General features: G+C 47.9%; 11 protein-coding genes. 10 read left to right on the top strand and 1 reads right to left on the bottom strand.

All coding sequences use genetic code 11. From position 1 onward, the window contains the following. Positions 1–171 precede the first annotated feature (171 nt). Genes CHL74_RS13745 through CHL74_RS13735 form a run of 3 tightly spaced genes read left to right on the top strand, consistent with a single transcriptional unit; the run spans position 172 to position 3,060 of the window. Positions 172–714 carry an HmuY family protein gene (locus tag CHL74_RS13745; protein WP_254923320.1) on the top strand — a complete coding sequence of 181 codons (543 nt, stop codon included), beginning with the start codon at positions 172–174 and terminating at the stop codon, positions 712–714. A gap of 23 nt (positions 715–737) precedes the next feature. Beyond that, a complete protein-coding gene (locus CHL74_RS13740) occupies positions 738–1,607 on the top strand; it encodes a hypothetical protein (protein WP_094881772.1) in 870 nt (289 codons plus the stop codon). Beyond that, entirely contained in the window at positions 1,579–3,060 is a 1,482-nt protein-coding gene (locus tag CHL74_RS13735; protein ID WP_094881771.1) for a PepSY domain-containing protein, read from the top strand. Before CHL74_RS13740 ends, CHL74_RS13735 begins: the two co-directional genes overlap by 29 nt. Positions 3,061–3,196: 136 nt before the next feature. On the opposite strand, the gene CHL74_RS13730 is transcribed toward CHL74_RS13735, so the two are convergent. After that, entirely contained in the window at positions 3,197–4,237 is a 1,041-nt protein-coding gene (locus CHL74_RS13730) for a TerC/Alx family metal homeostasis membrane protein (protein ID WP_094881770.1), read from the bottom strand. Positions 4,238–4,532: 295 nt separating this feature from the next. On the opposite strand from CHL74_RS13730, the gene gyrA reads away from it, so the two are divergent. The 7 genes from gyrA to dnaG form a co-directional block, all read left to right on the top strand. Beyond that, on the top strand, positions 4,533–7,091 hold the full coding sequence (gyrA, locus tag CHL74_RS13725) for a DNA gyrase subunit A (protein ID WP_094881769.1): 2,559 nt from the start codon (positions 4,533–4,535) through the stop codon (positions 7,089–7,091). 24 nt (positions 7,092–7,115) lie between these two features. Continuing rightward, on the top strand, positions 7,116–8,312 hold the full coding sequence (locus CHL74_RS13720) for a hypothetical protein (RefSeq protein ID WP_094881768.1): 1,197 nt from the start codon (positions 7,116–7,118) through the stop codon (positions 8,310–8,312). Between the two features lie 147 nt (positions 8,313–8,459). Further along, complete coding sequence (locus tag CHL74_RS13715; protein WP_254923319.1) at positions 8,460–9,677, top strand: tetratricopeptide repeat protein; 1,218 nt, start codon at positions 8,460–8,462, stop codon at positions 9,675–9,677. A 38-nt stretch (positions 9,678–9,715) separates the two neighbouring features. Beyond that, positions 9,716–9,925, top strand: a complete 210-nt coding sequence (locus tag CHL74_RS13710) for a hypothetical protein (protein ID WP_094881767.1) — start codon at positions 9,716–9,718, stop codon at positions 9,923–9,925. 106 nt (positions 9,926–10,031) lie between these two features. Then, a complete protein-coding gene (locus CHL74_RS13705; RefSeq protein ID WP_141241345.1) occupies positions 10,032–10,790 on the top strand; it encodes a hypothetical protein in 759 nt (252 codons plus the stop codon). A gap of 1,006 nt (positions 10,791–11,796) precedes the next feature. Continuing rightward, positions 11,797–12,036, top strand: a complete 240-nt coding sequence (locus CHL74_RS13700; protein WP_254923318.1) for a helix-turn-helix domain-containing protein — start codon at positions 11,797–11,799, stop codon at positions 12,034–12,036. Positions 12,037–12,121: 85 nt separating this feature from the next. Next, positions 12,122–14,055 (top strand): DNA primase (dnaG, locus tag CHL74_RS13695; protein ID WP_094881765.1); only part of this gene is annotated, 1,934 nt, incomplete at its 3' end.

Here is a 14,055-nt window from a genome sequence, read left to right as displayed (position 1 = left end):
GAATCACTCAACTCCAAGCTTAAGGCATTTAGAGGCCAACTGCGTGGAGTTAGGGACATACCGTTCTTTTTCTATCGTGTATCGTTGATATTTGGGTAGGGATGCCACGGACTTTATCGGATGAGCCTAACTTATAAGACGGTGAAGAGACAAGCCAACAGCATCTTAGTGATGGAGAACAAGGAGGATGACCCCAACACGATGGCTTATCCTGCTACGGAGTGGGACCTCGCCTTCAATGGTTATCAGCTCCGCACCAACAGCGGAACGAGCGGACCAGGCAAGGGTGGAGCTGCCGACCTGGGCTATGGCGAATATGACAAGTGGACGAGCAAGGCGCAGGTGGATGCCTATCTGGCTGAACACAATATGACCTTCGCCGTGGATGATTCGGCAAGCGTATATGTCACCATGTCGCAGAACGACTGGAACAAGTATTGCATCGCCAACAAACTGGATATGAACGAGAACCCTTGGTTCGACCCGAACAACGGACCTGCCAAGCAGTTGGTAAGCGGCAATCCGGTGCTCGAAAAGGCAATGAGTTTCTCTGGTCCACCTCCAGTATATACTCCTTCTTTCCATACCTACGTAATCCGTTCATGGGATGGCGAGAGATATTACAAGCTCCAGATTATCTCCTGGTATGATGCCAATGTGCAGATAGGTGATGAAGGAGGAAGAATCAGTTACTATCTCGATGAACTAAAGTAATTCAATATCAAACATTAAACATTATGAAACAATTGAATTGGTGGAAGTCCATCGTGTCGATGGGCGTGATATTGGGAAGCATGCCCATGGTTCACTTGGTGGCACGAGTATTGAAGGACAACTACGACGGCACGCAACTGTTGGGTGCTGGCATGGCAGTGGGCTTCGTGGGTATGATGATGGTAGTGGTCGGTGTTTTCGTCAAGGGACAGACTCGCCAGACCTTGCTCGGACTCATTGGTGGTATGTTCTATTGGACAGGCTGGGTGGATTTTCTCTTCATGTATTATGCCCATCGTTGGGGAACACATGCCGAGATTGACCCCACAACGGGAGAGGTGTTGAGCCGACCTGAATATCTCTTGCTCCCTGCCACCTTTGGCTTGTGGGCAATGGTGATGTTGCTCTACATCTTCTGTTCCCGAAATGCCTGCAACTTCCTCAACTGGTGGCAGACGCTCTTCTTGGGGAAGAACAAGCGACTCATCGCCGCTCGCCCGATGACACGCCACACCAGCATTGTTACCTTCATGGAAATCAACACAATGCTCTGGACTTGCTATCTCCTGCTGATGAACCTCTACGATCCTCAATTGTTTGGTCGTGAGAGTCCAGTCACCTTCGGTGTAGCCTTTGGTGCCTTGCTTTCCGCCCCATACGTATTTCGCAAGCAACTCCACTTGCCATCGTGGGGAGCAAACATCAGAATGGGTACGGCAACGGTCATCGTGTTCTGGATAGCGGTAGAGGCATTTAATCGCACGGGCATCATCGGGAAGCTCATTGCACATCCGAGCGAATATCCTTGGCATTGGGTGGTAATGGTGATAGAACTTTGTTTCTTGGCAGGAAAGATTGTCAAGGATGCAAGGGCGAAGAAAGAAAAGAAATAAGATAGATAATCAGATAAGGAAATCAATGAAGAAAGGAACTTGGAGAAAACAACATAAATGGCTTGGTATCGGCTTGAGCATCTTCATGCTGATGTTCTGCGTGTCAGGCATCCTGCTCAATCATCGTTCACTCATCAAGGAGGTGAACGTGAGCAGGAAGTACCTGCCAAGTCGTTATGAGTTTCAGAAATGGAATGGCGGGTTGCTGAGGGGAACGCTTGCTTTGGATGATGCCATTTTGCTGTATGGAAACGGGGGAATCTGGCAAACGGATTCTACAGCATCTACATTCAAGGACTTTAATAAGGGGATGCCAGCAGGAGCAGACAGCCGACAGATAAGGAATGTTATCAGAACGGATGATGGTTCTGTCTGGTCGGTATCTCCGTTTTCACTCTACCGGTTGGGGAGTCACAAAATATGGAAAAGCGTAACTCTTCCGACAGAGCCGGAAGAGAAGTTGAGCGACATTTCTGCTCATGGAGATACGCTTTTGGTTCTCAGCCGCTCCTATGCTTATGTTTCCTTGCCACCTTATCAGAACTTCCACCGGATAGAATTGCCTATGCCAAAGGAGTATGATGGGAAAGTTACAGTCTTTCGTACGATATGGCTGCTTCACAGTGGAGAGTTGTTTGGCAGCATTGGTAAACTCATCGTAGATGGCATTGCCATAATCTTGGTGTTGCTCTGCATCTCAGGTCTTATCTTCTGGTTAAAGCCTAAACAGAAGAGGTTGCTTCGCTTTTCGCTACAATGGCATGACAAAATAGGCCGATACACCATCATGCTTACTTTGTTGATAGCCCTGACAGGTTGGTGCCTCCGCCCTCCTGTGATGATAGCCTTGGTGTTGAACAAGATGCCCTCTATTCCTGGGACGACGCTTCATAGCAAGAATCCTTGGAATGACAAACTCCGTGTGGTGCGTTATGATGAAAAGTTCGGTGACTGGCTCTTGTCAACTTCGGATGGTTTCTTTTCCGTGAATTTCCAGACAGGAAAGTTGGAGTCCATCTCCAATACTCCACCAGTCAGTGTTATGGGATTGAATGTCCTTCAGAAAAACAAAGATGGTAAATGGTATTGCGGTTCTTTTAGTGGTCTCTTTGTTTGGGATAGAGTAAAGGGGACAACCGTTGATTATTATACAGGGAAAGCTGCTTTAAAGAACGCTGGCGCACCATTCGGAAAAAAGGCGATAGCAGGTATGAGCCAGGATTTCTCTGATACGCCTGTCATTGCTGAGTATAATGAAGGAACCGACTTTGCGCCACAACCCGCTTATATGAACCAACTGCCCATGTCATTATGGAATGTGGCTCTGGAGGCTCATAGCGGAAGAATCTTCATAGGTAGTATTGCTACATATATATTTATCTTCGTGATGGGAATACTTGCCGTATGGTGCCTTTGGTCTGGGTATGTCATTAGACTGGTGAAGAAAAAATAAAAAAGTTTGAATGCGTTGCTTTAATTGCCATATAGTATGTGTAAATGGTTGATAATCAACGTAAAAGTATATATGGCAATTCTCGGAAAAAGCGCCGGGAATTGCCATATATTGCCATTGTGAGAATTTAATGCTATTATATTTGCTTACGTTGCGGCAGCAGCGATGCGCCTATGCTCACTACCAATACGCCGATTATGATGCAGAGCGAAGCCACAGCGTCAATCTCCACCCACTCATGTATGAGCATCTTCGCACCGATGAAGAGCAGCAACACGCACACACCCGTCTTCAGATAACGGAAGCGGTCGGCGATGGCAGCCAGGAGGAAGAACATGGCACGCAGTCCGAGTATGGCGAAGATGTTGGAGAAGAACACCACGTAGGGGTCGAGCGACACGGAGAATACGGCAGGAATGCTGTCGAAGGCGAAGATAAGGTCGCTGAACTCTATGACGAGCACCGTTACGAAGAGCGGTGTGAACATCAGGCGTCCCGCCTTGCGCACAAAGAAGCGGTCGCCCTCAAACTGTGTGTGTATGCGTCCCGTCTTCGAGAGCAGACGCACTATAGGGTTCTTCTGCACGTCCATCTCCTCCTTCTTGTTGCGGTCGAGGAACATCTTTACACCACTATATATAAGTACGCCACCGAACACCAGCAACACCCAGTCGAAGCGGCTGATGATGGCTGCGCCTAAGAATATGAACACGAAGCGCAGCACTATGGCTCCGAGGATGCCCCAGTTGAGCACGTGCTGATACTCGTTCTTGCCCACGCCGAACGCCGTGAATATCATCATCATCACGAAGAGGTTGTCCACGGACAACGTTTTCTCGATGAGGTAGCCCGATATGTAGCTTATGGTCATGTAATGTCTGTACTGCTGCAGGCTCGCCTCAAAGTCAGACGGATTGAGTTTCAGGTGTGGAGCGTACGCCGTCGCTACTGCTTTCAGGTCGGCGAAGCTGCTTATTCCGTGCACCATGTCGCCCTTAAACCAAAGGAAGGCGGAGAAAGCCAAGGCGAGAGTTATCCAAACAACCGTCCATGTACCGGCTTCACGTATTGACACTTCGTGCGCCTTCTTGTCTATGACAAGCATGTCGAGCACGAGTATTGCGGCAATGAAAACTATGAAGCCGCCTAAGAAGATGAATTCTGAAATATGAAACATGTGTTACTTGTTTTTTTATGGGTGCAAAGTTAATCCGAATAATCTGAATGTACAAAGATTAAACATTCTTTTAATAGAATTGTAATATTGTGGCTCCGGATAACTGCCCCGCAATACGTCTATTTGTTTAGAAAACACGTTTTTTAAGCTTTCTAAGCATTGCTAACCGGAAATTATTTTGTAATTTTACACCTTGAAACATATCCCTATAAACGAATGTAGGGCAAATAAAAGGCATTTACGGCGATTTTTAGTCATTTATGCCTTCGTGAACGAAACAAATTAATAATATAAAATGGACGAAAATCAGACTATCGATCAAGACAGAATTAAGAAAGTCAACATTGAGGTGGAGATGAAACGCTCATACATCGACTATAGTATGTCGGTGATCGTTTCCCGTGCCTTGCCCGATGTGCGCGACGGATTCAAGCCCGTACACCGACGCATACTTTACGGTATGCTCGGCATTGGAAACACCAGCAACAATCCCTACAAGAAATGTGCCCGCGTCGTTGGTGAGGTGCTCGGAAAGTACCATCCACACGGCGACTCTTCTGTCTATGGTGCGTTAGTACGCATGGGACAGGACTGGAACATGCGCTACATGCTTGTGGACGGACAGGGTAACTTTGGTTCTGTGGACGGTGACTCGCCGGCTGCTATGCGATACACGGAGTGCCGACTCTCTAAGATGGGAGAGCATATCATGGACGACCTTGAGAAGGACACCGTGGACATGGCGCCCAACTTCGACGACACGCTCATGGAGCCTACCGTAATGCCTACAAAGATTCCGAACCTCCTCGTTAACGGCGGTAACGGTATTGCTGTCGGTATGGCCACCAACATTCCTACGCATAACCTCAGCGAGGTGATTGACGGATGCTGCGCTTACATTGACAATCCTGACATTGATCTGGACGGACTCATGGAGCACATCAAGGCACCTGACTTCCCTACGGGAGCTTACATATACGGTCTTACCGGTGTGCGTCAGGCTTACGAAACCGGTCGTGGACGCGTCATGATGCGTGCCAAGAGCGAGATTGAGAGCGGTGACTCTCACGACAAGATTGTCATCACAGAGATTCCTTACGGTGTCAATAAGGCTGACCTCGTGTCGAGCATTGCCGACCTCGTGAAGGACGGAAGAGTGACTGGCATCTCCAACGTCAACGACGAGTCGGGACGTCAGGGAATGCGTATCGTGGTGGACGTAAAGCGCGACGCCAACGCCAACGTCATCCTCAACAAGCTCTATAAGATGACAGCCATGCAGTCGTCCTTCTCTGTCAACTGCATCGCCCTCGTCAACGGACGTCCGCGCCTCCTCACACTTAAGGAGTGTGTGAAGTACTTCGTGGAGCATCGTCACGACGTGACCATCCGTCGCACCAAGTTCGACCTTAAGAAGGCACAGGAGCGTGCCCACATCCTTGAGGGACTCATCATCGCCTGCGACAACATTGACGAGGTGGTACACATCATCCGTGCTTCTGCCACACCTTCAGAGGCTCAGCGCAACCTCGAGAAGCGTTTCGAGCTGGACGAGATACAGTCAAAGGCCATCGTAGACATGCGCCTCTCACAGCTTACCGGACTGCGTATGGACCAGCTCCATGCCGAGTTTGAGGAGCTGGAGCGTCTCATCGCTCACCTCCAGGCCATCCTTGACGACCCCGAACTTTGCAAGAAGGTGATGAAGGACGAGCTGCTTGAGGTGAAGGAGAAGTATGGTGACGAGCGCCGCACAGAGATAAAGCCCTTCGAGCATGAGTTTAATGCAGAGGACTTCTATCCGAACGACCCCGTTGTGATAACCGTCAGCCACATGGGCTACATCAAGCGCACACCGCTCAGCGAGTATCGTGAGCAGGCACGCGGCGGCGTAGGATCAAAGGGAGCACGCACACGCGAGCAGGACTTCACCGAGTTTATCTATCCTGCCACAATGCACCAGACCATGCTGTTCTTCACCCGTAAGGGACGCTGCTACTGGCTTAAGTGCTACGAGATACCTGACGGCGACAAGAACTTCAAGGGACGCGCCATCCAGAACCTCCTCAATATCGAGCCTGACGATTCTGTCAACGCTCTTCTCCGCCTCCGCGGACTCAACGACGAGGAGTTTGTCAATTCACACTACGTGGTGTTCGCTACAAAGAACGGCACCATCAAGAAGACGCTCCTTGAGGCTTACTCACGCCCCCGTACCAATGGTGTGAACGCCATTAACATCGTCGACGGCGATGAGGTGGTGGACGTTCGCCTTACCAATGGCAATAACGAGATTATCCTCGCCAACCGCAACGGTCGCGCCGTACGTTTCGACGAGTCTGCCGTACGACCAATGGGCCGTGTCTCAACGGGTGTACGCGGTATGCAGCTTGACGGCGACGACGACCAGCTTGTGGGCATGATCATCGTAAACGATGCCGAGAACGAGACCGTAATGGTGGTTTCAGAGAACGGTTACGGCAAGCGCTCAAGCGTGGAGGACTATCGCAAGACCAACCGTGGCGGTAAGGGCGTGAAGACCATCGCCGTGACAGAGAAGACCGGACGCCTCGTTGCCATCAAGAATGTCACCGACGAGAACGACCTCATGATTATCAACAAGAGCGGCATTGCCATCCGTCTTGCCGTTCGCGACTGCCGCGTCATGGGACGTGCCACACAGGGCGTTCGCCTCATCAATCTCGCCAAGAAGAACGACGTAATCGCCAGCGTATGCAAGGTGATGAGCTCTGAACTGGAGGAGAAGGTAGGCGAGGACGAGAAGCTGGACGACGTAGAGACTACGTCACCCGACACCATTGTCGAGTCAACAACAGATAATAACAATCAATAATAACTGTAACAAAACTATTCGATTATGAAAAAGTTATTTATCATGGCAGCGATGATCGTAGCTTCATCGTCTGCATTCGCACAGGACCTCAAGAGCGTCCTCAAGTCGAAGGATTATGCTGAGGCTCAGGGCCAGCTCCAGTCTTGCCTCTCTACTCTCAGCAACGACGAGAAGGCTAAGGCTTACCACAAGCTCGTAGAACTCTCGCTCAACAAGGCTAACCACGAAATCTCAATCATCCAGGAGAACCAGATGATGAAGCAGATGGGTCAGGCAGGCGAGAAGGCTGTCGACAACATGGGTATGGCAGTAGCTCTTAAGAACGCCCTCCTCGACGCTGAGCAGTGCGACAAGTATGACGCTCTTCCTAACGCCAAGGGCAAGGTGGCTCCCAAGTTCCACAAGAAGCTTCAGGAGGCTCTTTGGCCGCTTCGCATCCACCTCGTAATCGTAGGTCAGGGCGCTCTCGAGAAGGAAGACCAGAAGACTGCACTCGACCTCTTCGGAGCTTACGTAGAGAGCGCTGTGTCTCCTCTCTTCGCTGATTTCGACAAGACAAAGGCTCCCGATGAGAACCTCGGTGAGGTGGCTCGCGTAGCTGGCGTTCTCGCTTACCAGAACAAGAACATGGACCTTGCCAACAAGTACATCGACGTTTCGCTTAAGGATACCGCTTCTTACAAGGACGCCCTCAGCATCAAGATGGCGCTCATGCAGGAGAGCATGAAGACACGTGAGGACTCGGTTAAGTGTCTCAAGTCGTTCGAAGCTCTCTATGCAAACGACTCTGAGAACGAGACCATCTTCACAAACCTCGCTACACTCTACGGCACACTCGGCATGAAGGACAAGCAGGCAGATCTTCTCAACACGCGCCTTGCAAAGAATCCTAACGACTTTATGGCACTCGCCGTGAAGGGTCAGGCTGAGATGAACGAGAGCAAGTGGGATGAGGCCATCGCCGACTTCAAGAAGGCCAACTCCATCAAGGAGGACGCCCTCGTGCTCACATGGCTCGGCTTCAGCATCAACAACAAGGCAGCAGGTCTTGCTACCTTCGAGCAGCAGAAGCCGCTCCTTGAGGAAACTCAGGGCTACCTTGAGAAGGCTCGCCAGCTCGATCCCAACCAGGAGCGTGCCAACTGGCGTTACCTCCTCTACAACACTTACTACAATCTCTACGGCGAGAACGACGCCCGTACTAAGGAGCTTGCACAGTAAGATGTGTGTGGCGGTATGTGTGTGACATGACCGCACCATAATTATGCAAAATCTTTACGAGGGTGTGTCAATACATAAGGTGTTTGGCACACTCTCGTTCTTTTTAAATTTATTTACGATAATCCCTAATCTTATATGTTTGCCATTATGATACGTAAACTATTCGCTCTCTTCTTCCTCCTTCTCCTCTCCCTCTCCTCTGCCGTTCCTGCTGCTGCACAGCGCAAGGAGATAGCTCAGGCGAAGGACAATGTAAAGGCCGGGAAGAAGCTTGCTGAGGCTGAGGCTTCCATGCGCCATCTTCTTGCCGACTCTGCCAATAGAAACAACGATAAGATCTGGCTGGTGCTCTTCGATGCCGTACGCAAGCAGTACGAAGCTCTCAACGAGCAGATGTATCTGAAGCAGACCACCGATACGGCGAGTCTCTTCGACGTCACTTATCGTCTGTTCGGTGTCTTGGAGGGTCTCGATTCGGTGGACGCACGTCCGGACCGTAAGGGACGTGTGGAGCTGAAGTATCGCCGTAAGCATGCCTCGTGGCTCAATACCTACCGTCGGAATCTTCAGACGGGCGGAATGTTCTTTATGGCAAAGGGGAATTATCTCAAGGCGTGGACCTTCTTTGATGCTTACATCGACTGTGCCCGCCAGCCTCTCTTCTCTTCATACAACCTCGCACAGAAAGACCCAATGCTGCCGAAGGTGGCATTCAATGCTGTTTTCTGCGGACACCGTGCGTCGTCGCCAGAGAAGACTCTTGCTCATGCGGATCTGGCGCAGGCTGACACAGCGCGGCTCGACATCGTCTGCCGCTATATGGCGGATGCTTACCGTCAGCAGGCAGACACGACGGCTTGTCTTGCCGTCCTCCACAAAGGATTCGATGCCTATCCGAAGTCAGACTATTTCTTCAGCCATCTCTTCGACTATTACTTCCGCAGTGCCGACACCTGCCGCGCACTCTCGCTCTGCGACCGCGCCCTGAAAGCCGACTCGCTCTCTTTCGTGGCACGCTTTGCCAAGAGTTCGGTTTTGCTCTTACAGGGACATTACGATGAGTGTCTTGTGCTGAGTGATGCCCTCATCGCTGCTGATTCCACCAAGGCTGACCCTTACCTTAACGCAGCCCTGGCTTACTATAATCAGGCTGTGGCTCTCGACAATAAGAAACTCACCAACCGCACGCAGCGGCGTCAGATGCAGCAACTCTATAGAAAAGCGCTGCCCTATATGGAGCGATACCGTAAGCTTGCCCCCGAAGCACAATCAAAGTGGGCAATGCCGCTCTATACCATCTATCTGAACCTCAACATGGGTAAGGAATTTGAGGAGATAGACGGACTGATGAAGAAGGCAAAGTAAACGTGAATAAGAAACAACAACTTAAAAACAAGTAAACAATGAAAAAACAATACGTTAAGCCTGAGATAGAGGTTTATGATTTGGAGGATGTCCCTATGGTGTTATGCTCATCCCCCGGTGTTAATTATGACGGCAACATCAATAAGCCAAGTAGCAGTTCGGACATTGAATATGAGGATGCAGGTGGCGCTTTTGCACCTCCAAAGCCGACAATCTTCGGTAGAGAAATCGAAGACACCGACATCTAACATTTGTCCGTTCTCAGACAAATAAGAATCAGCATAATCGTATTCTATAACAGAGTGTCGATTATGCTGTTCCATACCAGACAATTTGATATTAAGATGATACGTTATGAAAAAATTAATAATAGGATTCAACTTTTTCTGTACAGTATTGTTGATGTCATCATGTTTGTGTTCTCCCTACTACGCAAAATTCGACTCTTTGTACCAAGCCGTACAGGACCACATTACCTTTGATACATTATGTCAAATGCTTAAGGATAGTGGCGTCGTTATTGATACCACAATAACTGATAATGTTCTAAGCTTCATAGGAAAACATGAAGAGGCCGATGATGTTCAATTGCGTCTGGCTTGTGCCACTATGCCATACAACCGAATCCTTGTATGTGTGTTTAATGTCACCTCTATTGCTTTTGAATATAAGCAAAACGAGTCATGTCTTGTTACTTTCGGCAAAGATGGAGAAATAAAAGATGCCCTATACTTAGGCATAAATGATTCATTACCTGTATTTGTACCTTTCAATTATTATGGCACCCGTAATGTGCCAAAAGACACTGTGCCAATGTGCAAATGGATATATAACAGATCAAACGACCTATATTTAACTACATTTGAATATTGCTATTGGATTAATAATAAAACAAGAGAAACTAATATTGACAATTATTTTCATACTTACCATTATCACATAGCTTCAGATGGAACTATCGTCAAGGATAATGATGAAAAATACAAAGCATACAAGTTCAATTATACAGACGATCTCGAAAATAAAGGTATGAATAAAGAACTACGAGAAGAATATAGGAATAGACATATTCCTTATTCAGTTAAGAAGAAATCAATATTTTCTGATGTATAAGAGAGTGTAAAATGCTCTATTTTGGCGACTTTTCTCCACTACTTATATCAGTTGAAGATATATTTTTGCAAATATAACCTACAACATACTCTATCGGAGTAGAATTTCAAGTTACTCGCTCGTAACTAACTGTATATAAGCAACAAAGAGGATACTACCGAAGTAGAATCCTCTTTGACGTTGTTTTGTACTTTCGTGATTCCGTTGGAATCCAAGTGATCCGCTTGGAATCCAAATTCTAACGCCGTTGTAATCCTATGTAAGTCACATCATTACAGGGTTTTAGAAGGAAATTTTTATCTTCTACAAAACAAACGCCAAAGTAGTTTTTTTCAAAGTGTCACACAAGTGTCACACATTTTACTTACATACGTGCCTACATACATACTGAAAGCAGACAGACGTTTAGATTTTGAACTATTATTTTAAAGAACTCTTTTTATTGCTTTTCTATCGACATGTATCATTATGTCGCATCGAAAGTGTTAAATAGTAGGTATGTAGGTACAAATAATTTACATTTTGCAAATCAATCTTTCTTTTTCCTTATAATTTTGCCGAAGAAAGTTCGACAAGTGTTAAGGCAGACTGCAAAATTCGGGTGGTGTTCTATTCGTAGAATATCCTCTATATAACAATGCAAAGATACGAAAAAAGTGCGATATTACCAATGGTTTTCACGCTTTTAACCTTTACTTTGATATAGGTCTAACCCGACATGGAATACACTACAGAAGGACTTATTGTAAAACAACAAATAAGTTATCTATGAAAATTGAAAGAGTAACAAATATCACTGAATGGATAAATGCCATCAACCCCGGAGAGGTGAAGTCTGCCTACCTCCCTTGTGACAAAGTGCAGTCGTTGAACTGCCTTGCTTCACGTCACAATCAAGGCAGAGGCAAGCAGAGAGGCAAGTTCGTACACTATCATTATTGTTCTGACTTAGAGGTTGCGACAATAATTTGTGAAACAAGAGAAGATTATCTAACAAATAAAGAAAATGGAGAAGAGAACAGTTGGAAGACCCAAATCCCCAAGGATTTCAGATGATGACATGAAGAAGATTGTCATTGACCAGGAAGAGACCGTCATGAGTGTCGCTGCACTGGCTAAAGAGCTCGGCATATCGACACAAGCAGTAAGAAAACGGATTGAGCGTAAACTAATCCCTGCTCATAAAAAGGGACGTTTATGGTACATTCTAAAAAGCGAATACATAAACGCTATAAGAGCATTGTAGAATCATCCTCAATATAACTGTTAAGTCCCTATATCCAATGTCGGGAGATAGTGGATATAGGGCATTTTCCACTCAACACCACATTATGATACGACAAGAAACCATCGACACCATCTTGGAGCGCACAGACATCGTGGCGCTCATCGGCGAACACGTCCACCTACGGAAGTGTGGCTCGCGCTATGTCGGCTGCTGTCCGTTCCACAACGAGAAGACGCCTTCTTTCTATGTTTCTCCACAGACCGGCAGATTCAAGTGCTTCGGCTGTGGCGAAGGTGGCGATGCCATCCATTTTATAGAAAAGGTGGAGAACAAGACGTTCATCGAAGCCGTCAAGACGTTGGCACAAAGGGCTAACGTGGAGATTGAGCAGGAGCAGGAATCAGCGGAGGCAAAGCAGAAGCGACTGCATAAGGAAGCGTTGTGGATTGCCAACAAGCAGGTCGCCGACTTCTACCGCAAGCAGTTCCTGCAGTCGAAGGAGGCACAGGTGTATGCCTACAGACGTTGGGGAAAGGACTACTCCACTCTCAAAGAGATTGGATATGCACCGGCTGACGGACACGCTCTGCAACAGCTTCCAGTAAAGGCGGACTTCCTGAAGGAGTTGGGACTTCTCAATCGTGGTGGCTATGACTTCTACCAGAATCGTATCGTAATACAGATACATGACCGCTTCGGGCATGTAATAGGCTTCACCGCTCGCTGCATGGATGAGCAGCAGCCCAAATACCTCAACAGCTCGGACTCGCTCATCTTTCACAAGTCTACGGTACTCTTCGGCATCGAGGATGCTTGGAAAACGGCAGCAAAGCAGGATAAGATGTTTCTCGTCGAGGGGGCACCGGATTGTATGCGTCTTCAGTCTATCGGCATATACAACACGGTGGCTGCTCTCGGATCGGCGTGGAACGAAACGCATTTCTCTACCATCAAGCGCATAGCAAGCAAGGTGTGTTTCCTTCCGGATGCTGATCCACCCAAGAACGGAGAACCCTATGGCCATGGCATACAAGTCGTCATGGAGGCAGGAACACTGGCTATGGAAAATGGTCTATCTGTCAGCATCAAGGAAATCCCGGACACGGACGACAACAAGAAGCAGGATCCGGACACGTTCTTCAAAAACACCAATATCTTCAACGCCACCGAGGAGACGGACTTCATTCTTTGGATGGCGGACAAACTGTTTCCGCAGACGAACACCACGGAGGAGCAGCGCCTAACTATCAAGAAGATTGCTTATCTACTGTCGCTGATTGACGATGAGACGGGCGTGTCCATGTATATCGGCAAGCTCACGAAGTATTACCAGGGCAGACGGTTATGGCTCCAGGCGGTGGATAAGGAGCGGAAACTGCGCGAGGAGCAGGACAAGAAACATAAGGAGCAGGATGAGGACGACCTAAACCACAAATACGGCTTTTATATCGACCACGGCTGCTACATGTCCATAACGGAGAAAGGCAGTGTCTACGAGTGGTCGAACTTCACGATGGTTCCGCTGTTCCACATTAAAGATACAACAAATCCGAAACGTCTATATAAAATAAAGAATGCGATGAAACATGAGGAAATTTTGGAACTGAAGCAGGAGGATCTGATAGCTCTCGCTAAGTTCAAGCAGAAAATCGAGGGCTTGGGCAACTTCATTTGGAAGGGTACTGAAAAGGAACTGACGAAGCTGAAGTCTTACCTTTATGAGAAGACCGAGACGGCAACGGAAATCACTCAAATGGGTTGGCAACGAGCTGGCTTCTACGCTTTTGGCAACGGTGTTTTCCACGACTGCCATTTCATCCCGGCTGATGAATTTGGCATAGTCAGGCTGAAGGATAAGGGCAACTTCTATCTGCCATCCAGTTCGTCCATATACAAGAACGACCCGAAGTTCTTTACTTTTGAGAAGCAGTTTGTGCATCTCAATCTTTCTTCGGTCACTCTGAAGGAGTTTACAGAGCAGCTGTTCAAGGTGTATGGGGACAACGGACGTGTGGGCTTCTGTTTCTATCTCGCCAC

The organism is Prevotella sp. 885, from assembly GCF_002265625.1.
In the GTDB taxonomy this organism is placed as follows: Bacteria; Bacteroidota; Bacteroidia; order Bacteroidales; family Bacteroidaceae; genus Prevotella.
The sequence above is the reverse complement of the archived record's forward strand: the minus strand, read 5'-3'. Positions and strand labels throughout refer to the sequence as shown.

What these genes read in the sequence shown, in the direction of transcription:
- CHL74_RS13735 (WP_094881771.1), top strand. Translation starts at nt 1,579, where the DNA reads ATGCAAGGGCGAAGAAAGAAAAGAAATAAGATAGATAATCAGATAAGG.
- CHL74_RS13705 (WP_141241345.1), top strand. Translation starts at nt 10,032, where the DNA reads ATGAAAAAATTAATAATAGGATTCAACTTTTTCTGTACAGTATTGTTG.
- CHL74_RS13730 (WP_094881770.1), bottom strand. Translation starts at nt 4,237, where the DNA reads ATGTTTCATATTTCAGAATTCATCTTCTTAGGCGGCTTCATAGTTTTC.
- CHL74_RS13715 (WP_254923319.1), top strand. Translation starts at nt 8,460, where the DNA reads ATGATACGTAAACTATTCGCTCTCTTCTTCCTCCTTCTCCTCTCCCTC.
- gyrA (WP_094881769.1), top strand. Translation starts at nt 4,533, where the DNA reads ATGGACGAAAATCAGACTATCGATCAAGACAGAATTAAGAAAGTCAAC.
- CHL74_RS13740 (WP_094881772.1), top strand. Translation starts at nt 738, where the DNA reads ATGAAACAATTGAATTGGTGGAAGTCCATCGTGTCGATGGGCGTGATA.
- CHL74_RS13720 (WP_094881768.1), top strand. Translation starts at nt 7,116, where the DNA reads ATGAAAAAGTTATTTATCATGGCAGCGATGATCGTAGCTTCATCGTCT.
- CHL74_RS13700 (WP_254923318.1), top strand. Translation starts at nt 11,797, where the DNA reads ATGGAGAAGAGAACAGTTGGAAGACCCAAATCCCCAAGGATTTCAGAT.
- CHL74_RS13710 (WP_094881767.1), top strand. Translation starts at nt 9,716, where the DNA reads ATGAAAAAACAATACGTTAAGCCTGAGATAGAGGTTTATGATTTGGAG.
- CHL74_RS13745 (WP_254923320.1), top strand. Translation starts at nt 172, where the DNA reads ATGGAGAACAAGGAGGATGACCCCAACACGATGGCTTATCCTGCTACG.